General features: G+C 62.6%; 20 protein-coding genes. 6 read left to right on the plus strand and 14 right to left on the minus strand.

The annotated features are described in order from the left end of the window. Positions 1-11: 11 nt before the first annotated feature. From MQW79_RS17985 to MQW79_RS18045, 13 genes are all read right to left on the minus strand, one after another. Positions 12-947, minus strand: a complete 936-nt coding sequence (locus tag MQW79_RS17985; RefSeq protein WP_476585877.1) for a UDP-glucuronic acid decarboxylase family protein — start codon at positions 945-947, stop codon at positions 12-14. Beyond that, the gene (locus tag MQW79_RS17990) at positions 944-2,305 is read right to left on the minus strand and encodes a UDP-glucose dehydrogenase family protein (protein WP_476588262.1); all 1,362 of its coding nucleotides are present in this window, start codon (positions 2,303-2,305) and stop codon (positions 944-946) included. Before MQW79_RS17990 ends, MQW79_RS17985 begins: the two co-directional genes overlap by 4 nt. A gap of 117 nt (positions 2,306-2,422) precedes the next feature. After that, positions 2,423-3,133, minus strand: coding sequence for a hypothetical protein (locus MQW79_RS17995; RefSeq protein ID WP_476585878.1), 711 nt, complete (start codon positions 3,131-3,133; stop codon positions 2,423-2,425). A 1-nt stretch (position 3,134) separates the two neighbouring features. Further along, positions 3,135-5,021 carry a polysaccharide biosynthesis protein gene (locus MQW79_RS18000; RefSeq protein ID WP_476585879.1) on the minus strand — a complete coding sequence of 629 codons (1,887 nt, stop codon included), beginning with the start codon at positions 5,019-5,021 and terminating at the stop codon, positions 3,135-3,137. 306 nt (positions 5,022-5,327) lie between these two features. Next, entirely contained in the window at positions 5,328-6,509 is a 1,182-nt protein-coding gene (locus MQW79_RS18005) for an aminotransferase class V-fold PLP-dependent enzyme (RefSeq protein WP_476585881.1), read from the minus strand. A 25-nt stretch (positions 6,510-6,534) separates the two neighbouring features. Then, positions 6,535-7,302, minus strand: coding sequence for a precorrin-4 C(11)-methyltransferase (gene cobM / locus MQW79_RS18010; protein WP_476585882.1), 768 nt, complete (start codon positions 7,300-7,302; stop codon positions 6,535-6,537). Continuing rightward, positions 7,299-8,510, minus strand: coding sequence for a precorrin-6y C5,15-methyltransferase (decarboxylating) subunit CbiE (gene cbiE / locus MQW79_RS18015; RefSeq protein WP_476585883.1), 1,212 nt, complete (start codon positions 8,508-8,510; stop codon positions 7,299-7,301). Before cbiE ends, cobM begins: the two co-directional genes overlap by 4 nt. After that, entirely contained in the window at positions 8,510-9,262 is a 753-nt protein-coding gene (locus tag MQW79_RS18020) for a precorrin-3B C(17)-methyltransferase (RefSeq protein WP_476585884.1), read from the minus strand. Before MQW79_RS18020 ends, cbiE begins: the two co-directional genes overlap by 1 nt. After that, on the minus strand, positions 9,259-9,984 hold the full coding sequence (locus MQW79_RS18025) for a precorrin-2 C(20)-methyltransferase (protein ID WP_476585885.1): 726 nt from the start codon (positions 9,982-9,984) through the stop codon (positions 9,259-9,261). The genes MQW79_RS18020 and MQW79_RS18025 overlap by 4 nt, the downstream gene beginning before the upstream one ends. Next, the gene (locus MQW79_RS18030) at positions 9,981-10,613 is read right to left on the minus strand and encodes a precorrin-8X methylmutase (protein WP_476585886.1); all 633 of its coding nucleotides are present in this window, start codon (positions 10,611-10,613) and stop codon (positions 9,981-9,983) included. The genes MQW79_RS18025 and MQW79_RS18030 overlap by 4 nt, the downstream gene beginning before the upstream one ends. Further along, positions 10,610-11,800: a precorrin-3B synthase gene (locus MQW79_RS18035; RefSeq protein ID WP_476585888.1), complete on the minus strand. Its 1,191-nt coding sequence runs from the start codon at positions 11,798-11,800 to the stop codon at positions 10,610-10,612. Before MQW79_RS18035 ends, MQW79_RS18030 begins: the two co-directional genes overlap by 4 nt. Positions 11,801-11,857: 57 nt before the next feature. After that, positions 11,858-12,583, minus strand: a complete 726-nt coding sequence (gene cobF / locus MQW79_RS18040) for a precorrin-6A synthase (deacetylating) (RefSeq protein ID WP_476585890.1) — start codon at positions 12,581-12,583, stop codon at positions 11,858-11,860. Between the two features lie 44 nt (positions 12,584-12,627). After that, positions 12,628-13,095, minus strand: a complete 468-nt coding sequence (locus tag MQW79_RS18045) for an Lrp/AsnC family transcriptional regulator (protein WP_476585891.1) — start codon at positions 13,093-13,095, stop codon at positions 12,628-12,630. Positions 13,096-13,215: 120 nt separating this feature from the next. Between MQW79_RS18045 and putA the strand changes: the two genes are divergently transcribed. The 4 genes from putA (at position 13,216) to copM (ending at position 18,463) form a co-directional block, all read left to right on the plus strand. Next, positions 13,216-16,563, plus strand: coding sequence for a bifunctional proline dehydrogenase/L-glutamate gamma-semialdehyde dehydrogenase PutA (putA, locus tag MQW79_RS18050; protein ID WP_476585892.1), 3,348 nt, complete (start codon positions 13,216-13,218; stop codon positions 16,561-16,563). A gap of 218 nt (positions 16,564-16,781) precedes the next feature. Next, on the plus strand, positions 16,782-17,123 hold the full coding sequence (locus MQW79_RS18055) for an ArsR/SmtB family transcription factor (RefSeq protein ID WP_476585893.1): 342 nt from the start codon (positions 16,782-16,784) through the stop codon (positions 17,121-17,123). A 10-nt stretch (positions 17,124-17,133) separates the two neighbouring features. Then, positions 17,134-17,631: an SRPBCC domain-containing protein gene (locus tag MQW79_RS18060; RefSeq protein WP_476585894.1), complete on the plus strand. Its 498-nt coding sequence runs from the start codon at positions 17,134-17,136 to the stop codon at positions 17,629-17,631. A gap of 481 nt (positions 17,632-18,112) precedes the next feature. Further along, complete coding sequence (copM, locus tag MQW79_RS18065) at positions 18,113-18,463, plus strand: CopM family metallochaperone (RefSeq protein ID WP_476585896.1); 351 nt, start codon at positions 18,113-18,115, stop codon at positions 18,461-18,463. Positions 18,464-18,741: 278 nt separating this feature from the next. On the opposite strand, the gene MQW79_RS18070 is transcribed toward copM, so the two are convergent. Beyond that, complete coding sequence (locus tag MQW79_RS18070) at positions 18,742-19,767, minus strand: LacI family DNA-binding transcriptional regulator (RefSeq protein WP_476585898.1); 1,026 nt, start codon at positions 19,765-19,767, stop codon at positions 18,742-18,744. 205 nt (positions 19,768-19,972) lie between these two features. Here MQW79_RS18070 and MQW79_RS18075 point away from each other — a divergent pair, with 205 nt between their 5' ends. Continuing rightward, positions 19,973-21,514, plus strand: coding sequence for a sugar ABC transporter ATP-binding protein (locus MQW79_RS18075; protein ID WP_476585899.1), 1,542 nt, complete (start codon positions 19,973-19,975; stop codon positions 21,512-21,514). Continuing rightward, positions 21,495-22,499, plus strand: coding sequence for an ABC transporter permease (locus tag MQW79_RS18080; RefSeq protein ID WP_476585901.1), 1,005 nt, complete (start codon positions 21,495-21,497; stop codon positions 22,497-22,499). The genes MQW79_RS18075 and MQW79_RS18080 overlap by 20 nt, the downstream gene beginning before the upstream one ends. Positions 22,500-22,568: the final 69 nt, after the last annotated feature.

Genomic DNA, 22,568 nt, shown 5'->3' on the forward strand with positions numbered 1-22,568 from the left:
CTGGTCTCTCGTCAGGTGTTCAGGCGGGCTTTGAAGTCCGCGATGGTGCGTTCCAGGCCCTGTTCGAGCCCAACGACGGGGCGCCAGCCCAGTCGATCGGCAGCCAGACTGATGTCAGGCTGGCGCTGCTTCGGGTCATCCGAGGGCAGCGGCTTGTATTCGATTGTGCTTGCCGACCCCGTCAGTTGCAGGACCTTTTCGGCAAGCTCCAGCATCGTGAACTCCACAGGATTGCCGATGTTGACCGGGCCTGCAAATCCCTCGGTGAACATCGTGCGCACGATGACTTCGATCAGGTCGTCCACATAGCAGAAACTGCGGGTCTGCGTCCCCTGGCCATAAATGGTCAGGTTCTGACCAAGCAAGGCCTGAACAATGAAATTGGAGACGACGCGCCCATCCTGAGGCAGCATACGGGGGCCATAGGTATTGAAGATGCGCACCAGCTTCGCGTCGACACCACGGCAACGTCTATAATCCGAGAACAGCGTCTCGGCGGCCCGCTTGCCTTCATCATAGCAGCTGCGCTCGCCCACCGTATTGACGTTACCCCAATAACTCTCCGGCTGGGGATGTACGAAGGGATCGCCGTATATTTCGCTGGTGGATGCCTGCAGCACTTTGGCCTTCCGACGCTCTGCCAGCTCGAGCACGTTCATCGCGCCAAGCACACTCGTGCGCATGGTTCGGATCGGATCGGCTTGATAATGCACCGGCGAAGCCGGGCAGGCCAAATTGAAGATGTAGTCGACGTCGAAGTCCATCGGATCGGCCACATCCGCTTCATGCAGAGAAAAGCGGCTGTCGCTGCCGTGATGCTCGATATTGCGCGCTGTGCCGGTGGACAGGTCGTCCAGGCAGAACACCCGCATCCCGTCGGCAATCAGGCGGTCGCATAGGTGCGATCCAAGGAATCCTGCGCCTCCGGTAACTAGTACAGACTTCATCCCTTCACTCCGCCCGCAACCTGCCTGGCTTTTCCGACGCCGAAGTAAGCCCAGCCTTCGGCTTCAAAACGTGCAGGCGACAGCATGTTGCGGCCGTCAAAGAGCACGCGCTGTGCCATGCGTCGACCCATTTCGTCCATGTCGGGTGCGCGGAACTGGTGCCACTCGCAGCAGATGGCGAGGGCATCGGCCCCATCGAGTGCACCGTACTTGTCTGGATCTAGAACGAGATCGTCTCGGTCGCCGTAGATGCGGCGCGTTTCGTTCATCGCAATGGGGTCGTGCGCCTGCACCACTGCCCCGGCGGCCCATAGGGCCTCCATCAGTGTCCGGCTGGGCGCCTCCCGCATGTCATCGGTGTTCGGCTTGAAAGCCAGACCCCAGACCGCGATCTTCCTGCCCTTGAGGGCCGCCTCGCCGCCAAAATGCTTCGCAATCTTGACGAAAAGCGACTGTTTCTGGCGCGAGTTGACGTGATCCACGGCAACCAGCAGTTCAGGCTCGTAGCCCACCTGGCGTGCGGCATGTGTCAGGGCAACGACGTCCTTGGGAAAACAGGAGCCGCCATAGCCGATGCCGGCGCTGAGGAAGTGCGGCCCGATGCGCGGGTCCGAGCCCATGCCCTTGCGAACTTCCTCAATATCAGCGCCGAGCCGCTCGGCCATGTTGGCGATCTCGTTGATGAAGCTGATTTTGGTCGCCAACATGGCGTTAGCGGCATATTTGGTGAGTTCCGACGATCGGACATCAGTGACGATCGTCTTGTCGTGCCCGAGGTCAAACGGCGCATAGAGCTCAACCATGGCGTCCGCCGCCCGTTTGCTGGATGCGCCGATGAGTATCCTGTCGGGCCGAAGGAAGTCTTCGACGGCCGCGCCTTCCTTCAGGAATTCTGGATTCGATACCACTTCGAACAGGTCGGTATCGACGCGCCCGCGGCCCTTCAATTCAGAAGCGATGCGGTCTGAAACTTGGTCGGCGGTTCCAACGGGCACCGTCGACTTGATTGCTATGACCCGATAGCTCTCCAGGTGCTCACCGATGCTGTCGGCGACCCTGAGAACATAGCGAAGGTCGGCTTCGCCCTCCTCGCCCATGGGCGTTCCGACGGCGATGAACAGAATGTTACCATGGGCAACCGCCTCGGCGCTGTCAGTGGTGAACGAGAGGTTGCCCGAAGCGATATTCTCGCCGACGATTTCGCCCAGCCCGGGCTCCCAGATCGGGATCTGCCCCTTGCGCAACCGCTCGACCTTGGCTGCGTCAATATCCACGCACAGCACCGAATGTCCCACTTCCGCAAGGCAAGCGCCGGTCACCAGTCCAACATAGCCAGTCCCAAATACGCTTATCTTCACGTTACCGATCCAGTTTGTCGAAGTTCCAGGGCATTTGATACGGAGAGATCTGAGCAGGCCCTGAGTCCTGTTCGCCGCTGTGTGCGCTCGTTGCAAATAGCGAAAAGCAAGGAAACGTCAATCTGTCTGAGCTTTGCGAGTAAGGCGACGGGCGCGACGACGGTCCAGGAAATAGATAATGGACCAGGTTGCGAACAATGTGGCCAGCAAGCTAAATACTACGACGTTGATCGTGGGTGGACGTCGTACCGGCGTAATCACGGGTTCTGTATCGACCGCGGGGACATTGTTGAAGTTGATTACATTCAGCCGGTTCCCGACCAGAGCTAGTTCCTGCTGGAGCAGTGCCGCCTCAGCGCTGTCCAGATTTGCCATCTTGTTCAGCGTGCTGCGCAGCATGGCGTGATACTCTTCGAGGGCGCGCAATTCCAGGGCTTGGGCTGGTGGTAGCCGCGGCGCTTCGCCTTCCGAAGCCGGTATGCTTTTGATCGCCTGCTGAAGCATTTCGATCGCGGCCTGCCTGTCTTCGGACTCCGCCGTCAACAACACGTCCCAGTTCGAGGCGCGTTCCACTCTGATCCTGGCCCCGGTCTCCTCTTTCATCGGCTCGATCGAACTTGAGGCGACATTCAGGTCAGCACTCATCGTCGCACTGGCGACGTAGAGCACGGGCAGTCTGAGATAAAGTGCCGTCGCGGCGCCGCAAACCAAGGCGGGAGCAAGGACCAAGGCCAGCCAATATTGCCGGGCTAGCCTCAAGGCCTCTCCCCCCGTCATGCTCTTGATCACCGCCGGTTCGGCCCCTTCCTTCGCGGAATCCCTCGCCATGCTAGGCACCTACGCCATCGACGGTCGCGATCTGGTCGAACAGGATTGTCCTGGCGGCTGCGACATCTCGGCTCGCAATTGCTGCATTGATTTCGCTAAGCGCTTCGGCGATTGAGCGCCCACCTTCAATGTCGCCGACCGCACGCATGATTTTGGGGTGACGGGTGGGCTGAGCCGTGGCGGCATCGTAGAAAAGTTCTTCGTACATCTTTTCGCCGGGCCGCTTGCCGGTGACCACGATCTGGATGTCACCGTCAGGATTGTCCTCGTCGCGTACAGTCAATCCCGCGAGTTGCACCATATTAACGGCCAGGTCCTTGATAAGAACCGGGTCGCCCATCTCAAGCAGGAAGACATCGCCACCCTGCGACAGGCTTCCCGCCTGGATGATCAGTTCCGCTGCCTCATGTATCGACATGAAATAGCGCGTCATGTTGAGGTCGGTCAGGGTGAGCGGCCCACCATGGGCAATCTGTTCCTTGAACAGCGGGACAACGGAGCCGTTCGAGCCAAGGACGTTGCCGAATCGCACGGCTGAAAACCGCTGGCCGGTATTCAGGCGCTTCGCTTCCTCGGCCTTGCTTTGCACGATCAGTTCCGCCCAACGTTTGGTCGCGCCCATCACATTGGTGGGCCGTACGGCCTTGTCGGACGAAATGAGGACAAAACTGCGGACGCCGAGGTCGAACGCCGCGTCCGCTACCACGCGCGTTCCCATCACATTGTTGCGGATGCCCTCGATCACGTTGGCTTCTACCAAGGGAACATGCTTGTGCGCCGCTGCGTGGAAGACCACTTCTGCCTGGTATTTCTTGATCGTGTGGCGAACATTGTCGTCATCGCTCACCGAGCCCAGCACCGGCACAATCGACCGGCCCTCGACTGCCGCCAGCTCACGTTCAATCTGGTAGAGAGCGAACTCGTTTGCCTCAAATAGCACGAGTTGGCGCGGCGCCCATTCGACGATCATCCGGCACAGTTCCGAACCGATGGAACCGCCCGCTCCCGTCACCATGATGACCTTGCCCTCGATCATTTCGCGCAACAGCGCATGATCGGCGGGAACAGATGACCGGCCCAGCAGTTCGTCGATATCGATCTCGCGAATCTGGCTGATGAGATAGCGGCCCGATATCAGTTCGCTGATTGGGGGGAGGGTTCGGATTTTGGCGCCCATGCCACCGATGTTGGCGACAATCTCCTTGCGCCTGGCCATTGGTAGGGATGGCATCGAAAGAACGATTTCTTCCACGCCATATTGATCAATCACCGAGCTCAGGGAGGATACGCCGTAGACCCGCAGACCTCCAACGTCTCGTCCATGAAGCGATGCGTTATCGTCGATAAACGCGACCGGGTAGTGAGAGGGGTCGCGTTGCATGGTCGTGGCCAGCTGTACCCCGGCATGCCCCGCGCCATATATCACGACAGGCGTCCCCTTTTTCCGATTCTGCGTGCCGGACCAGAGGAGCCGCTTGGCGAGGAACCGGCTGCCTCCGATGATAATGAGGGAAAACGTCCAGTAGAAAAGCGGAACGGAGCGGGGCAGTGTGCCGCGTCCGAACACTTCGAGCAGGAACACCACCACGACCCAGCACAGGGTGGCCAGCGTCACCGCCTGAAGCACTGTCCACAGCGCGCGCTCGGGCAGATATCGGATGACGGCCCGGTACAGGCCCATCCGGATAAAGATGGGAATCGCGACAATCGGCGCGGTCAGGATGGAAACGAATTGGATCGGCTGGGTCGGCGGAATCCAAACGCCGTATCGAAGCGAAAAGCTGGCCCATAGGGCTAACGAGAGCGCGCAGAAGTCAAAGGCCACCAAGGCGGCAAGCTTTTTTGGTCTGGGAAATTCGTGCAGGTGAGAAAAAAGTCTGCGAAGCATTGAGCCGGCCGCTCGCTCTGTTGGTCCAAGAAGGCAGTCATCCAAATGACCAGCATCGCGAGGATGAATTATACAGCGATGGCCCGACTTGCAAGCCTGCCAGTCATCACGTCGCATTCCGACATCGGAAAAAGGCACCACGTTGCTTTTCAGGCCACTAGAGGGAGATTACTTTATTGGCCGTTATCCCCCAGTTCCTGCTCTCACGCCAGGTGAGAAAAAGTGCGGGAAGGCCCTGCGCGTCATCGTCCTGCGAATGCGGCGCCCAGAATCAGCGCCCTCGATGAGCCAGCGCTGCTTGCATAACTAGGACTGCGCCATTTCGAAAATCTCGGTCAGCGCAGCGACCAGCCGGTCCATCTGGTGGCGCGAATTGTAGCCCTGCACCGACACCCGCGCGATGCACCTGTCCTGCCAGCGGAAGACTGGGATTTCGATGCCATAGCGATTGAAGAGCGCGGTGTGTACCTCCACCGGATCGCAATCTGGAAGAGGCATCGAGACCATTTGCGGCGCGCAGAATTCCGCGGTGCTGAGGGCGGACAGTCCGGTAAGGCGAGCAACACGTTCGCCCGTTTCTTGGGCGATGGCACGGCATTGCTCCACCACGGACCACCAGTCATGCTCGCGTCGGAAATCCAGAGTCGCAGGCACCGTCAGCCAGGCCGCTGGATCGCGCGTGCCCTGCATTTCCAGTTCGTCAATGAAGGGCGAATTGCCAAATGCACCGCGGGCACCCGGCTCGCGCGATTGTGCCGTCCAGCCATGGCTGATGACCAGCGGGTTGAGCAGACCCTGCACCTCCGGCCGGGCATGGAGAAAGGCCGAGCCCTTGGGGCACATCAGCCATTTGTGGCAATTGCCCGCGTAGAAGTCGGCGCCGATGGCCTCGAGGTCGAGCTTGATCTGGCCCGGCGCATGGGCGCCATCAATCACCGACCAGATGCCGCGCAGGCGTGCTTCGGCAATGGCCTTCTCGATGGGGAAGACGAGGGCTGTGGCCGAGGTGACGTGGCTGAGGAACAGCACCCGCGTCCGGTCGGTCATACCGCCAATGACGGCCTCGGTGAAGGCCGCCTCGCTGGTCAGCGGCATGGGCACGGTGACGACCTTGAGCTGCGCGCCAGTGTTTCGGCACACATAGGCCCAAGTCTTCTCCAGCGCAGAATACTCGTGGTCGGTGGTGAGGATCTCATCACCTGGTTTGAGGTCGAGCGACTGCGCGACAATGTTGAGGCCGGTCGTTGCATTGGTGACGCCGACGATATCCTCGGCGCCGCAGCCCAGTTCCGCCGCCAGCCTTTCGCGCGGCTCCCGTAGCAGGGTGCGCAACCGGCGGCCGAGGAATTCCACCGGTTCCCCTTCCAGTTCCAGCTGCCAGGCCTGGTAGGTCTCGAAGACCGGCCTCGGGCAGGCGCCATAGGAGCCATGATTGAGGAAGGTAACGTCGTCACGCAGGAGAAAATGTCGGGCGAGATTGTCGGACACGGTGCACTCTTTCGAGGTCAGGAAACTAGTCGGGGAGACCATCGCGGCCACGGAACCGCCGTTGATACGCCGGGTCGTAAAGGGCGCTCTCGCGGAAATCCTCCGCGCCGAGGCTGTTGCCGACAAAAATGATGGCGGTGCGTTCGATGGCCGGATCGAATTTTTGCTCGATCGTGGCTAGCGTCCCGCGAATGATGGCTTCACCCGGCCAGCTTGCATGGGCGACGATGGCCACCGGGCAATCATCGCCGTACAGCGGCCGCAGCTCGCTGATGACGCGCGACAGCGAGTGGATGGCGAGGTGGATCGCCAGGGTTGCGCCGGTAGCGCCGAAGGCGGCAAGTGTCTCGCCTTCGGGCATGGGTGAGGCGCGTCCGCCGACTCGGGTCAGCACCAGCGACTGGTTGACGGCCGGGATGGTCAGCTCACGGCCCAAAGCCGCCGCCGCCGCCGCGAAGGCGGGGACGCCGGGCGTCAGCGTATAGGGGATGCCGAGCCGGTCGAGCCTTCGCATCTGCTCGGCCACAGCGCTCCAGATCGACAGGTCGCCCGAATGCAGCCGCGCGACATCTTCGCTCGCTGCGTGGGCGCGGACATATTCGGCCTCTATCTCGTCGAGCGACATGGGTGCGGTATCTATGAGCCGTGTGCCGGAACTGCACCAGTCGAGCATCTCCTTGGGCACAATGGAGCCGGCATAGAGGCAGACCGGACAGCTTGCCAGCAGGTCGCGCCCACGCACGGTGATAAGGTCGGCGGCACCAGGACCGGCGCCGATGAAATGCACCGTCATGGCTTGCTCCATCGCCACTGGGTGATCGGCATGGCAGGGCGCCAGCCGGTCATCCCGCCAAGTGGCGCAGCCTGTGCCACGGAAAGGCGCACGAGTTCGCCACCATGCTCGTCATGGAGCACCAGCAGCACCTGTTCCATTTCAAGGCTCACCGCATTCGCCACTAGCCTGCCGCCGGGGCGGAGTGCCGTCATCGCCGCCTCCATCACGCCAGGATCGGTACCACCACCGCCGACAAAGATGGCGTGGGGCGCATCCAGCCCGGCCAGGGCCGTCGGTGCCATGCCTTCTAGGACGCGTAGATCGGGCACGCCGAAGTTACGGGCATTGCGGGCAATACGCTCGGCGCGTTCTGGGTCAGCCTCGATGGCCACCGTCCGCAGGCTTGTCCCTGACAGCATCCACTCGATGCCGATGGAGCCCGAACCCGCACCGATATCCCAGAGCACTTCGCCCGGACGCGGCGATAGCGCGGAGAGGGTCAGTGCCCGGATATCGCGCTTGGTGATTTGGCCATCATGTTCAAAAAGCCCATCATCCAACCCCGGTGCCAGCGGCAGGATGCGCGCGCCGGGCAGGGGCACGACAGTGATGGCGCAGATATTGAGCGGGTTGATGTCGGTCAGCATGAAAGTGTCCGCCATCTGCGAAAAAACCCGTTCATTCGGCCCCCCCAGGGCCTCGGCCAGGGTAATGATTGACCGGCCGAACCCGGCTTCGACCAGCAAAGCCGCTATCGCCCCGGGCCCTTTTTCGTCCGAAGTCAGCGCCAAAATCCGCGCCCCGACATGCAAAAACGGCCGGATCAGATCGATCGGCCGCCCATGCAGGGACAGCGAAACGACATCCTGAAGCGGCCAGCCAAGCCGCGCCGCCGCCAGGCTGAATGCGGAAGCGTGAGGAATAACAAGCATTTGGGCCGGGTCGACGTGGCGGGACAGCGTCGCGCCCACGCCATAGTTGAACGGATCACCCGAGGCGAGCACACAAACCCTGCGTCCTCGAAGGGCCAGGATGGCCTCAATCGAGGCGGAAAATGGCGTCTGCCATTCCCGCTTTTCCCCATTGATCGCCGGTCCCGCCAGCGCCAGGTGCCGCGTTCCACCGAACACCACCTCGGCCCCGGCCAAAGCGGTTCTGGCAGAAGGACTTAGCCCGTACAGGCCATCCTCCCCAATGCCGACAATGTTGAGCCAGGGCGCGCTCATCAGCTTGCGCCTCGCGGTGAATAGACCAGCGGATCCATCCCCGGCCGCTCGATGATTCGGGTTTCGGCCGATCCGATGATGACGCAGGTCGCCATGTCGGCCTTTTGCTGATCGGCCTCGCCCAATGGCGCGACGATGAAACTTTCGTCCGGTCGGCCCACCGCGCGGCCGAAGATTACCGGCGTCGTCACCGGCAGAACCTCCCGTAAGATCTTGAAAGCAGTGGCCAACTGCCAGGGACGGGCCCTCGAAATGGGATTGTACAGCGCGATAACCAGACCCGCTTCGGCCACGGCGCGGAGGCGACGTTCGATCACTTCCCAAGGCTTGAGATTGTCCGAGAGCGAAATGGCGCAGAAGTCATGCCCTAGCGGCGCACCCGCGCGGGCCGCAACGGCCAGCATGGCAGTGACGCCTGGCAAAACGGTGATGTCGAGCCGCCGCCAGGTCTCCGGGCCGGTTTCAACTGCCTCGCAGATCGCGGCCGCCATCGCGAAGACGCCCGGATCACCGCCGGAGACGACGCACACGGATTCGCCCTTCGAGGCTGCGTCCAGTGCAGCCCGGGCCCGGTCGATTTCCTCGCGGTTATCGGACGCCACGCGCACTTGGTCCGGGCGCAGCACCAGCCGGTCCAGGTAGGGACCGTAGCCAAAAAACAGTGCGCCCCCCGCGATGGCCTCGAACGCCTGCGGTGTCGTCTGCCCCGGGTTGCCCGGCCCTGTGCCGATGACGGTTAGCTTGCCGGTCATGGGCGAGCGCTCCATCCGGGAACAAGGATCAGTGAGAAATACGGCGCTTCGTCATCCGCCTTGTCCCTCAGCGCGAGAGACCTGCCAGTGTCCATCGTTCCGCGCTCGACATAGACAGCGCCATCCAGGCGTCCGGCGTTTTCCAGAGCTGCTCGCACCTTGGGCAGGTTGCGACCAAGCTTCATGATGACCGCGCCCTGGGTCTCGGCAAGCCGGCGGGCAAGATCCGACTGATCGAGTGTGCCGGGAAGGATGGTGAGCACATCGTCGCCCTGGACAAGCGGTAGTCCGGCTACCGACCAGCACCCCGACATGGCCGTGATGCCAGCTATGACTTCGGTGTCATATCGCGGTGCGAGACGCACATGCAGGTGCATGTAGCTGCCATAGAGGAGAGGGTCCCCCTCGCTCAACACGGCGACCGTCCGTCCCGCATTGAGGTGTGCCGCGAGGCGGTCGGCTGCCTCGTCGTAAAAACCCTGGATCTGGCTCTTGTAGTCATCGGCATGGCGATGGATTTCGGTCGTCACCGGATAATTCAGCGCCTCTTCGACCAAGCCGGAGCGGAAATGGGCCGAGGCGATGGCGCGCGCATTGCTGGCATTGCCGCGTTTGGCGAAATACGCCACGACATCCGCCCCGGAAATGGCGCGCACGGCCTTGAGGGTGAGGAGCTCAGGGTCACCAGGGCCCGTGCCGACGCCGATCAGTTTCCCGCTCACAGGCCCGGCCTCGCCAGTGCATTGAGACAGGCGGCGGTGATGGCGCTGCCCCCCAAGCGGCCGCGCACGATCGCATAGGGCACACCATAGGACTGCTCGGCCAAGGCATCCTTGGACTCTGCCGCTCCGACGAACCCAACGGGCATGCCGAGGATGGCAGCGGGCCTTGGCGCGCCATCACGCAGCATTTCGAGCAGATGGAACAGCGCGGTGGGCGCATTGCCGATAGCGACGACGGCGCCCTCTAGATGCCGGTCCCAGAGGTGAAGCGCGGCGGCCGAACGGGTGTTGCCGAGGGCCTCGGCCATCTCCGGAGTTCGCGGATCACGCAGGGTGCAGATGACCTCATTTCCGGCGGGCAGACGCGCTGCGGTTACGCCCCGGGCCACCATTTCCGCATCACACAGAATGGGGGCGCCCGCATTGAGCGCCGTCCGTGCAGCGGCAACAAACCCAGGGCCAAATTCGAACTGATCGGCCGCCTCTACCATGCCGGCAGCATGGATCATGCGAATAGCAAGGTCCGCTTCGTCACTGGCGAAGCGAGACAAATCTGCTTCGGCGCGTATGATGGCAAAGGACTGACGATAGATGGCGTTGCCGTCCTTGATGTAGTCGTATTGCGTCATCGGGCACCCTGTTGCCGGCGGATGGCGTCAGCGAGCTGTGCTTCGTCCATAACCTGCTGAGGCGTATCGCTCGCCCGTCCATTGGAGACAAGGCCAATCCCGTCAGGACGCCCCACAATCGCCAGCGTGGCGCGGCGCGGATGTGCGCACCCCTTTGCGCACCCCGAAACGTGGAGGTGACCTTCTGCCGCCCATTCCGGCGCCAGCCTGGTCGCTATGATACGCGATGCAATCTGCCCAGAGGCACAGCCCTGATCGCCAATACAGGCACTGATGCGTCGCCGGGGATCGTTGCGGCGGGTGATGAAGCCGAGCTCATCTGCCCGCTCCACAAGGCGATCGGATGCGTTGTCGACAAGCAGGACGTGGTCCGGCGCCAGCCTCAGGGTCGTAACGCCGTCGGTCGCCGCAGCTGATGTAAATGCGAGGAGATCTCCGCTCTGCACTGACCCGAAGGGCAGCGCCAGGGGGACTGTGTGTCCCTGATGCAGGCGTAGCGGCGAGTCCCATCCGGTCGTGTCGATCGCGGGCGCCGGTGAGTCTGCGTTTATAGGGAAAAGGTCGGTCGCGCGGGCTTCTGGACCTATTGCGGCAAGGGCGCCGAGGACCGCCAAAGATGTCGCGATCGCGGCGTCTGCAGCCAGGATTTGAGCTTTGCTTCCGCCGAGTGTCAGGGCCCAGCGCTGGTCGGGCAGGGCGGAAATCCTGATGTCTGCCTTGAGCGCGCCGAGCGGGATCTGGCCGTCGCCATCGACGACGACGCTGACTTTCGGGCCGAGACGGTCGGCCATCGAGGCGGTGCCGGCGCGCAGGGCATGGACGAGCGCCAGAGGGTTGGCGCGCTCCGCCGGATCGAGCCCGGCAATGGGCGAGCAATCGACGACGAGGCCAGCCTCTATCGGCAATAATGCATTCACAGCATCGGCAAAAGGCTTTGTATTGCTGGGGGTTAGCCCGCGCACCTGCAGATTCCCGCGGGTGGTGATCTCCACGACGCCATTGCCGTGCTCGGCCGCAAGGACCGCGATGGCGCCCAATTGCGCGGGCGAAAGCGCGCGATTCTCAACGCGGATACGAGCCAGAAGTCCGTCGCCGGTCTGCATCGGGTTGGTCAAAGTCGGGCAGGCGCCGCGGCGCGAGGTGCCACTGGCCGGGGCAGTCAGGGCCCCGGCAGGGGGCAGCGTCAAGCCTGGAGTCGGTCCTGGAGTCATCGGATGAACACTATCAGCCGCCGTTGCGGCACACTACTCCGCCTTGCGCAGGAGATAGGTATCCATGATCCAGCCATGCTCCTCCCGGGCCAGTTCGCGGGTGCTGGCGATCTGCGCGGCCACGTCTCCCAACCGGCCGGCGATCAGGACCTGGTCAGGCGTGCCCAGATAGGCGCCCCAGAAGATTTGAAGATCGGGATCTGCATCCAGGAATGCCATTCGCCCGTCGAGCATGACGACAGTGTCAGACGTAATCGGGCCAAGTTGCCTTCCCGTGGTGATGGTGACCGGTTCGCCAATCCTGTTGAGGGTGATGCCATGGGCGGCCGTCAGGGCCTGAATGGCGGTAATACCGGGAATGACCTCAATGGAGAGCGACTCTGGCACCCGTTCGAGAATGCGCAAGGTCGAATCGTAGAGGCCGGGGTCGCCCCAAACCAGAAATGCGCCTGTTCCATCCTCGGGAATGTCGGCGATGAGGAGTTGGAACACGTCTGCCAAGGCGTCGTGCCATGCGTTGACCCCCTGCCCGTAATCCGGATGGCTGGCATCTCTCCTGGGCACGACATAACCGATCTGGCGCGGCTCGCTCTGCACGAAGCGGGAAATGATCTGGCGCCTTACATCCGCAAGGTCCGACTTGTGCGCGCCCTTGTCGGGCACGAAGAGGACATCGGCCCGATTGAGTGCCTCGACAGCGGCAACGGTCATATGCGCAGGGCTGCCGGTGCCAATGCCGACAACAAGTATGGTCTTCATAGGTGTTTCCAACGGATGGTCTGGATGCGGTGGAGAAGGAGCGTCTATTCGGCGTCGTCCTTCACCGCTTCCATAGATACATGGGTGGATGTGTGCGCCACGTGGGGCAGAGCGGATAGCTTTTCGCCCAGAACTTCGCGATAGGCAGCAATGTCCTTGGTGCGAACCTTGAGGAGGTAGTCGAAGCTCGAGGCGATCATATGCGCCTGCTCCACCTCCGGAAGCGCCCGGACGGCCTTGTTGAAAGCTTCAAGCGCGGCCTTGCGGGTGTCGCTGAGGCGCACTTCGACAAAGGCAACATGGGGCAGACCGAGCCGGGTCGGGTCGATCACGGCGCGATAGCCCAGGATATAGCCATCCTGTTCAAGCCGCTTCATCCGGGCCTGACACGGCGTCTTGCTGAGATTGACCCGTCGACTGAGTTCGGCAACGCTCATCCGGCCATCGCGGGCGAGTTCCTCAAGAATTCGCCGGTCAATCTGGTCCAAAGGGCTGCTTGGCTGGCCATTCATAGGCGATCGTCCTGAAAATTTGCCCATCAATGTACATCTGATGGACCAAAAGGATCAATATCGGGCGAAAGGCCTGACGCGCCTCTGGCAAAATAGGAGAAATCCCCCTCAGAGGCCCTCATGACGACCGCCCAAGATTCCGCCCGTATCGACCTGCGCACCAAAATTTATGCCGACGAGGCGGTCCTTGCGCCCGATCTCATCGTGCGAACGGGCCTGAGCGCCCAGGCGCGCTCGGACATTTCCGCTCAGGCCGTACAACTTGTGGACGCTGTACGCTCGGGCGCGAAGCTGGGTCTGATGGAGAGTTTCCTGGCCGAATACGGCCTCGACAGCGAGGAAGGGCTGGCGCTGATGTCGCTTGCCGAGGCGCTGCTGCGCGTGCCTGACAGCGAGACGATCGATGCCCTGATCCATGACAAGGTCGGCGGAGCGGATTGGGCCAGCCACTTTGGTGGGTCACCCAGCGCGCTGGTGAACTTTTCGTCCTGGGCGCTGAACCTGACCGCAGATGTCTTGGGCGACCCGGAAGTCGGCCCGAAATCGGCGCTGCACCGGGCCGTAGCGCGTCTGGGCGAGCCGGTGATCCGTGCCGCCGTCGGTCAGGCCATGCGGCTGATGGGTAGCCAGTTCGTGTTCGGCCGGACCATCGACGAGGCCATCGGCAATGCGAAGAAGCCGGAAGCCCAGGGCCTGCGCTATTCCTATGACATGCTGGGCGAAGCGGCCCGCACCAAGGAAGATGCCGAACGCTATTTCCAGGCCTATCTCAATGCCATCAACGCCCTGGCGCCCCATTGCGTGCATGGTGCGGTGCGCGACAATCCGGGCATTTCGGTCAAGCTGAGCGCACTGCATCCGCGCTACGAGGTCGGTCAGCGCGATCGCGTCATGGCCGAACTCGTTGATTCAACACGTAAACTGGCGCTGGTCGCGGCCAAGGCCAATATGGGTTTCAACATCGACGCCGAAGAAGCTGACCGGCTCGACCTGTCGCTCGATGTCATCGAGGCGGTGCTGGCAACGCCCGAACTGGCCGGCTGGAGCGGCTTCGGTGTTGTCGTCCAGGCCTATGGCAAGCGCGTTCTGCCGCTGATCGACTGGCTCGATGCAACAGCCGAAAAGCTCGACCGCCAAATCATGGTGCGTCTGGTGAAGGGTGCCTATTGGGATGCGGAAATCAAGCGCGCCCAGACGCTTGGCCTGGAAGGTTACCCTGTCTACACCCGCAAGGCGACGACTGACGTGAGCTATATTGCGGCGGCGCGCCGGCTGTTTCGGTCCACCCGTATCTACCCCCAGTTCGCCAGCCACAATGCCCACACTGCGGCGGCAGTGCTGCATCTGGCCAGGGCCGCCGGCCGAGGCAAGGACAGCTTCGAATTCCAGCGTCTGCACGGCATGGGCGAACAGCTGCACGCGGCCTTGCGCAAAAATCACGAAACAACAACAAGGATTTACGCCCCAGTTGGTGCGCATCGCGACTTGCTCGCCTATCTCGTGCGCCGGCTGCTGGAGAATGGCGCGAACGGCTCGTTCGTCTATCAGATCGCCGATGAGGATATCCCCGCCGAACAGGTGGCCGAAGATCCCATCGCCAAGCTGACGGCACTTGACGGCGCCTTCGGCAATCCGGCAATTCCAGCCCCCGCTGGTATTTTTGGAAAGCGACGGAATTCCAAGGGGTTGGACCTGACTGACGGTATTGCGTTTTATGCTGCGTCGAGCGCCCGCGACACCTTCCGCCAGTACCAGTGGCGAGTTGGCTCGGCCGCTACGGTCAGCAATCCGGCTGACCTGGGGGATCAGGTTGGAACGGTCCCGGAGGCGACAAAGGCTGATGTCGATCAAGCCTTTGCGCGGGCTTCGGCATCGGGCTGGGGCAAGTATCCGGTTGGTGAGCGGGCCGATATCCTGCGCCGGGCCGCCGATCTCTATGAGGCCAACGCGGCCGAGTTCTTTGCACTCCTCGCCCGCGAGGCCGGAAAGACCTGGGGCGACGCGGTTGCCGAGCTGCGAGAAGCCGTTGATTTCCTGCGCTATTATGCCGACGAGGCTGAGACGCTGACCGCCGCGCCGCGCGGACCATTCGTGTGTATCTCGCCGTGGAATTTCCCGCTGGCGATCTTCACGGGCCAGATCGCGGCGGCGCTGGTGGCGGGCAATCCGGTGCTGGCCAAGCCGGCACCGCAGACCCCGCTCATTGCCCATCGGGCGGTGCAATTGCTGCACGAAGCGGGTGTGCCCCAGGATGCACTGCATCTGCTGCTGGGGGGGCAATTTGTTGGCACATTGCTAACGTCGAACGCCGCACTTGCGGGTGTCGCGTTCACCGGGTCGCTGAAGACGGCCAAGGCCATCGAATCCAGCATGGCGCAACACGCGTCGCCATCGGCTCCCCTCATCGCCGAAACCGGTGGGCTCAACGCCATGGTGGTGGATTCGACAGCGCTCAGCGAACAGGTGGTGCGCGACATCATCGCTTCGGCCTTCCAGTCGGCTGGGCAGCGCTGTTCGGCCCTGCGCATTCTCTATGTGCAGGAGGATGTGGCCGAGCACACACTGCACATGCTCAAGGGGGCGATGGACGAACTGCGCCTGGGCAATCCTTGGGACCTCAGTACCGATATCGGCCCGATCATCGACGGCGCGGCGCGCGACAAGATCGCGGCTTACGTGGCCGAGCGGCAGGACAGGGTGGTGCACCAGCTTGCGGCGCCGGAGGCGGGGACGTTCTTCCCACCCACGGTGCTGCGCGTTGGCGGCATCGAGGATATGCCGGAGGAGATTTTCGGCCCCGTCCTGCATGTGGCGACCTTTGCAGCCGACCAGGTCGATGCGGTGATCGAGGCGATCAATGCGTCCGGCTATGGCCTCACCTTCGGCATGCATACCCGCATCGCCTCACGGGTGAAGCGGTTGGCCGGGCAGGTTCATGCCGGCAATATCTATGTGAACCGCAACCAGATCGGCGCCGTCGTGGGCAGCCAGCCCTTCGGCGGAGAAGGCCTGTCGGGCACCGGACCCAAGGCGGGCGGTCCGCACTATCTGCCACGCTTTACCCAAGGTGGTTCAGGCCTGCAATCGGGCGCGCTGGACTTGCCCGGGCCGACCGGCGAAAGCAACCAGATGCATGTGGTGCCGCGCGGCACGCTGTTGTGCCTTGGGCCCACGGCGGATGACGTGGCAGCGCAGAAGGCCATGGCCGAGGCGGCGGGCTGCGCGGTCGAGATTGCCACTCTCGACGCCGAGCGCCTGCGGGCCGGAGAGGGCTTTGCTGCGGTCGCCTGGTTTGGCGACGAGGCAGGCCTTCGCAATGTGCGCCTGGCACTGAGCGAACGGGAGGGAGCGCTGCTGCCGATCCTTGGTTCGGCCGACGATGCCGGACGCCTGCAGCTCGAGCGGCACGTCTGCATCGACACCACGGCAGCGGGCGGCAATGCGTCACTGATGGCCACCGCGCACTAAGGCAGGTTACGCGTGTGGGACGCTGGTCCTCACGCAACACCACAGCGCCCTCGGGCTCGACCCGAGGGCCACCAGCAAAATCCCGCGCAGCGAGGAGGGGTCCTCGGGTCAAGCCCGAGGACGGTTCAGGGATGGGCGCAAGTCCATCACCGGCTGGCTTGACCTTTATTCAACCAAGTAGTATTCAACACATAAGTTGAATAGAGATTGGTTGAACGATGACCGACGCCCTGAGCACCACTCTTGCCGCCCTGGCCGACCCGACGCGCCGCGCGATCCTTGCGCGGCTCGCGACGGGCGAGGCTGGCGTCAATGAACTCGCCGAACCCTTTGACATGACCCTGGCGGCTGTCTCCAAGCACATCAAGGTGCTGGAGGTAGCAGGCCTCATCACGCGCGGAAGGCAGGCACAATACCGCCCCTGCAAGCTCGAGGCGGCGCCCATGCGCGAGGTGGCGACCTATATCGAAACCTATCGCGGGTTCTGGGAGAACAACCTCGACCAGCTCGACGCCTACCTCAAGCATCTGCAGACCCCGACATCGGACACCAAGAACTGAGGAGACCCCCATGAACGACCAGACCTTTCCCAACCCGTTCAAAACCGAACTGCCCGACGATCAGCCGCTGATCATCATGTCCCGCACCTTTGACGCGCCGCTGGCGCTGGTGTGGAAAGTGTGGACCGAAAAGGAACACGTCGCCCATTGGTGGGGCTTCGGCAATAACGAGGTCCTGGAATATGACGTGCGCACCGGCGGCAAGTGGCGGATCGTGGGCCTGTCGCCCGACGGCACGAAGTGGACCATGTTCGGCACCTACCTTGCGGTTGAGCCCAAAAGCCTGATCCGGAACACCTTCGTGGTGGAAGGCATGACTGCGGAAGACGAACGCTATTACGAGGAGCACCATTTCGAAGAGCGGGACGGCAAGACCTTCTATCGCTCGATTTCGAACTTCCCCGATTTCGAGATGCGCAATGGTGTCGTGGATACGGGCATGGAATGGGGCGCCAATGTCTCGATGGTCCAGTTCGACGCCATCCTGGAACGGCTGAAGGGGGAGTAGGGGCGAAGCCCCACGCAGCCTCCCCCTGAATGGGGAGGGCCGGTTCGCAATTCCTGTTCATCGTCACCACCCGGCTTGTCCGGGTGGTCCATGCATCCGCAAGGTGGATTGCCCGGTCAGGCCGGGCAATGACGGGGTTCAGATATCGAGCTTGACCTGATGGCATATCGTGACGTTCGCGGATGCTGGCAGTGGTCCTCGGGTCGAGCCCGAGGACGGAGTCGTGTTTGGGTGGGGTTGGGGTACTCAACCTTCGTCACCACCCGGCTTGTCCGGCTGGTCCGGGCATCCGCAAGGTGGATTGCCCGGTCAAGCCGGGCAATGACGGGGTTCGGATATCGAGCACTCCCCGGAGCGAATTGGGTGTGGCGCGAGTCCTGAAACCGGGTTCCCGCTTTCGTGAATGAAACCGTGCGCGGCCTCTTGACCTTGCCATCTGGGAAGGCGGCAGAGAGGGGGCGTCCATACTCAGGAGGCTCCCATGCGAACCACTCTTCTTGCCCTTGGCTTTGCCATGCTGGCTCTGCCGGCCTTTGCGCAGGATCATTCCGGCCACGGAGCGATGGCCGCGGGCGATAGCCCGGCCACGATCGGCTATCGCGACGCCAATGCCAAAATGCATGCCGATATGGATATCGCCTATACCGGCAATGCCGATGCCGATTTCATCCTCGGCATGATCCCGCACCATCAGGGTGCGGTGGACATGGCTCGTGTCGTGCTCGAGCACGGTACCGACCCGGAGGTGCGCAAGCTCGCGGAGGAGGTGATTGCGGCCCAGGAGGCGGAGATCGCCTGGATGAAGGAATGGCTGGCGAAGAACGGGTTTTGAGGGTGGGTGTGAAGACCCCCACCCAGCCTCCCCCTGAAGGAGGGGGAGGGGCGGGCCGGTGTGCAAATCCTGTTGCGTCACCACCCGGCTTGTCCGGGTGGTCCATCTCGCGGCGCGATGGATTGACCGACCTCGGGTCACGCCGAGGGCCTTCCGCAATTCGGCACGCGCTGCGAGTGGTCCTCGGGTCAAGCCCGAGGACGGCATCGTGTGTGAGGTGAGACAGGAAACAGAGGTTCCCGCTTTCGCGGGAATGACGCCATGGGTGCGACTGAGACCTAGCCCCGCTCCGGCCGGGATACCGAATTGCGGACGATCAGCTCTGAACGCAGCAGCACTTCGCGGGATTTGGGTTTTTCGCCGGCCAGCATGGTCAGCAGCAATTCCATGGCGGCTTCGCCCATGCGGTGACGGGGCTGTTTCATGGTGGTGAGCGAGGGCGTCAGGAAGCTGGCGAAGGAAATGTCGTCAAAGCCCATGATCGAGAACTGCCGGGGCAGGTCATAGCGGCGGGCATTGAGGGCGATCATCACGCCCATGGCGCTGGCGTCGTTGACACAGAAGAAGGCGGTCGGCAGGGCATCGCGCACGAACATCAGCTCGGCGGCGGCGCGGCCGCTTTCGGTCGTGCCCTCGCCATCGATGACAAGGCGCGGATCGATGGCAATGCCTGCGCCTGACAGGGCCGAGCGGTAGCCTTCCTCGCGCAGCCGGGCGATTTCGCGGTTGGGGGCGCGGCCGACAAAGGCGATGCGGCGGTGGCCCTGGGAGATGAGGTGTTCGGTGGCGATGCGTGCGCCCTCGAAATTGTCGACGCCGACAAAGGGCACATCGGTGCCGATGACCGGTTCGTTGACCGCCACCATGGGCGGCAGGCGCCCATCTTCGGGAGTCTGGCCAAGGCCATAGGGCAGGTGGCCGGTGAACAGGATCAGCCCATCGGCCTGGTTGGAACTGATGAAGCGCAGGTAATCGGTCTCGCGACTGGGATCGTTCTGCGTATTGCCGATCAAGAGGCCATAGCCACGCTTGCTCGCTTCGGTCTCCAGACCGACGAGGATGTTGGAGAAATTCGGATCGCCCACATCGGGGGCGAGGATGAGGATCATGTTGCTGCGTCGCATGCGCAGCGAACGGGCCATGGCATTGGTCGTATAGCCGGTGCGGGCCACGGCATCGGCAACGCGGCGGCGCGTGGCGTCGGCGACCTTGGTGGGCTCATTGATGGCCCGGCTCACCGTAGCAATTGAGACCCCGGCCATGGCCGCGACGTCTTCAATAGTGGCCAGCTTTTGCTGCTGCACTTGGTGCTCCGCCCTCAACGCCAGACAGGGAAATGTCCAGCGCGCTCCTGCCCTTAGCAGATCGATCCGGCTCCGCCAGCGCGATCCACAGGGTTCCCCTTGTTTCGATCACTGTAAACCTTTACATCAATCATGAAAACCTTTACATCGAAGGTTGAGCATAGAGCCGCGCATCAAGCGGGCCGCGCTCGGGGGAGGGTGGAGGATGGTCGAATCTGCGGCTGGGATTGCGCGTCCGATTCTGTCGGCAAACCGCATTTCCAAGTCATTCGGCGAAATTCCGGTGCTGTTCAGCATCGACTATGACATCGCTCCCGGCGAGGTTCATGCCATCATTGGCGAGAACGGCGCGGGCAAGTCGACCCTTATCAAGATCCTCTCCGGCATCGAGCAGCCAACTTCGGGCTCGATCACCTATGATGGCCAGACCGTGGTGCTGCCGCCCGATGGCAAGGCCGAGGCCATGGGCATCGTGCTGATCCACCAGGAACTGAATCTGGCCGAGCACCTGACCGTGGCCGATTCCATTTTCCTCGGGCGCGAATTGAAGCGCGGTCCCTTCCTCGATGTGGGCGAGATGCGTCGTCGTGCCGCCGCCATCATGGAAACGCTGCATGTTCATGTGGATCCCGATGCGCGGATCTCGAGCCTGTCGGTCGCTGACAAGCAGATGGTGGAAATCGCCAAGGCCATCAGCCGCGATGCGCGGGTGCTGATCATGGACGAGCCGACCGCGGTGCTGTCGGTGGGCGAGACCCAGACCCTGTTCGAACAGATCCGCCGCCTGACGGCGCGGGGGGTCGCCGTGGTGTTCATCTCGCACAAGCTCGATGAGATCATGGAGCTGGCCAACCGGGTGACGGTGCTGCGCGACGGGCAACTCATTGCCACTGTCGGCACCGAAGCGCTGACGCCGGATTCGATTGCGCAGATGATGGTGGGACGCGAACTGTCCAACCTTTATCCGCCCAAGCACGAACCGGACGTCGATGCGCCCGTGGTGCTGAGGGTGCAGGGCCTCTCGACCAAGTCCGTGTCCAATGTGTCCTTCACCCTGCGAAAGGGCGAAATCCTCGGCTTTGCCGGCCTGATAGGCTCCGGCCGAACGGCCGTCGCCGAAGCTGTCGTGGGCCTGACCCACAAGACGGAAGGGGAAATCGCGCTCAACGGACAGGCCGTCGAATTCTCGCGCGTCGCCCAGTCCGTGCATGCCGGGGTGGCCTACATGACCAAGGACCGCAAGGGCAAGGGACTGCTTCTCAATATGGGTTTGCGGCCCAACCTGACGCTGCTGACGCTCGAAAAGCATATGAAAATGGGCTTCATCGATACGACAAGCGAGGACCGGGCGCTGGAGCGTTCCGTGCGGCGCTTCGACATCCGCGCGCGCGACGCTTCGGTGGCCGTCGGGCGCCTCTCGGGCGGCAACCAGCAGAAGCTGATGCTGGGCAAGACCATGGAAAGCGAGCCGGATATCGTCATCATGGATGAGCCGACCCGCGGCATCGACGTCGGCACCAAGCAGCAGATCTATCACATCATTGCGGCACTGGCCGCCGAGGGGAAGGCGGTCATCGTCATCTCCTCCGAACTCCAGGAAGTGATCGGCCTTTCCCACCGCGTCGTGGTCATGCGCTCCGGGCGCATTGCCGGCGTGCTCGAAGGCGCCGAAATCACCGAAGAAGAAATCATGCGGTACGCCGCAGGCATCAAGCAGAGTGGATCCGATGAGCGTATCAGCGCCTGAAATGGCACCCAAGACCAGGAGCGGTTTCAAGCTCGACCTGAAAACCGTGGGCCCACTGCTGGCGCTGGCGCTGCTGGTGCTGCTCGGCGTCACGCTCAACGAAAACTTCCTCACCTACAACAACATCACCAATGTGCTGGCGCGCTCGAGCTTCATCGGCATCATCGCCATTGGCGCGACCTTCGTGATCACGGCAGGCGGGCTCGATCTTTCGGTCGGCTCGATGGCGGCGGTCATCGCCGGGGTGATGATCATGGTGATGAACTGGCTGATCCCGGTCATGGGCGTGAGCTGGAGCGTAATCCTGGCCGGCATGGCAGCGGGAATACTGCTCGGCGGCGTGGCCGGCGTCGGCAACGGCCTGATGATTACCCGAGGGCGCATCGAGGCCTTCATCGTGACGCTGGGCACGATGGGCATTTTCCGCTCGCTGGTGACCTTCCTCGCCGATGGCGGCACGCTATCGCTCAATTTCCAGGTCGCCGACCTCTATCGCCCGGTCTATTACGACGGTCTCCTCGGTATTCCCTATCCGATCCTGGTCTTTGCGCTGGTAGCCATTGGCGGCGAGATCGTCATGCGCCGCACCTCGTTCGGCCGCCATTGCGCTGCCATCGGTTCCAACGAGCAGGTGGCCCGCTATTCCTCGATCAATGTCGATAATGTCCGGCTGATCACCTATATCCTGCAGGGCCTGCTGGTGGCTGTCGCCGTGCTGCTCTATGTGCCGCGCCTCGGCTCGGCCTCAAGCACGACCGGCGTGCTTTGGGAGCTGGAGGCGATTGCGGCGGTGATCATCGGCGGCACCACGCTCAAGGGCGGCTATGGCCGCGTCTGGGGCACTGTGGTGGGCGTCGTCATCCTCGGCCTCATCGGAAATATCCTGAACCTGCAAAGCTTTATCAGCCCGTACCTGAACGGCGCTTTCCAGGGCGTCATCATCATCCTGGCCGTGCTGCTGCAACGACCGCGGCGCGCCAGCTGAACCGGACCGGGTCCTGGACCCGCCGGATGAACGAGTTTCACATCGCCCGCAAAAGGGCATTTTGGGAGG

The sequence above is a fragment of the Devosia sp. Micro-HW1 genome, from assembly GCF_056341075.1.

Coding starts and splice junctions, on each gene's coding strand:
- MQW79_RS18080 (WP_476585901.1), top strand. CDS start 21,495: ATGAGCGTATCAGCGCCTGAAATGGCACCCAAGACCAGGAGCGGTTTC.
- MQW79_RS18000 (WP_476585879.1), bottom strand. CDS start 5,021: ATGCTTCGCAGACTTTTTTCTCACCTGCACGAATTTCCCAGACCAAAA.
- MQW79_RS18020 (WP_476585884.1), bottom strand. CDS start 9,262: ATGACCGGCAAGCTAACCGTCATCGGCACAGGGCCGGGCAACCCGGGG.
- cobM (WP_476585882.1), bottom strand. CDS start 7,302: ATGACGGTGCATTTCATCGGCGCCGGTCCTGGTGCCGCCGACCTTATC.
- cbiE (WP_476585883.1), bottom strand. CDS start 8,510: ATGAGCGCGCCCTGGCTCAACATTGTCGGCATTGGGGAGGATGGCCTG.
- MQW79_RS18030 (WP_476585886.1), bottom strand. CDS start 10,613: ATGACGCAATACGACTACATCAAGGACGGCAACGCCATCTATCGTCAG.
- MQW79_RS18060 (WP_476585894.1), top strand. CDS start 17,134: ATGAACGACCAGACCTTTCCCAACCCGTTCAAAACCGAACTGCCCGAC.
- putA (WP_476585892.1), top strand. CDS start 13,216: ATGACGACCGCCCAAGATTCCGCCCGTATCGACCTGCGCACCAAAATT.
- MQW79_RS18045 (WP_476585891.1), bottom strand. CDS start 13,095: ATGAATGGCCAGCCAAGCAGCCCTTTGGACCAGATTGACCGGCGAATT.
- MQW79_RS17985 (WP_476585877.1), bottom strand. CDS start 947: ATGAAGTCTGTACTAGTTACCGGAGGCGCAGGATTCCTTGGATCGCAC.
- MQW79_RS17995 (WP_476585878.1), bottom strand. CDS start 3,133: ATGGCGAGGGATTCCGCGAAGGAAGGGGCCGAACCGGCGGTGATCAAG.
- MQW79_RS18055 (WP_476585893.1), top strand. CDS start 16,782: ATGACCGACGCCCTGAGCACCACTCTTGCCGCCCTGGCCGACCCGACG.
- cobF (WP_476585890.1), bottom strand. CDS start 12,583: ATGAAGACCATACTTGTTGTCGGCATTGGCACCGGCAGCCCTGCGCAT.
- MQW79_RS18075 (WP_476585899.1), top strand. CDS start 19,973: ATGGTCGAATCTGCGGCTGGGATTGCGCGTCCGATTCTGTCGGCAAAC.
- copM (WP_476585896.1), top strand. CDS start 18,113: ATGCGAACCACTCTTCTTGCCCTTGGCTTTGCCATGCTGGCTCTGCCG.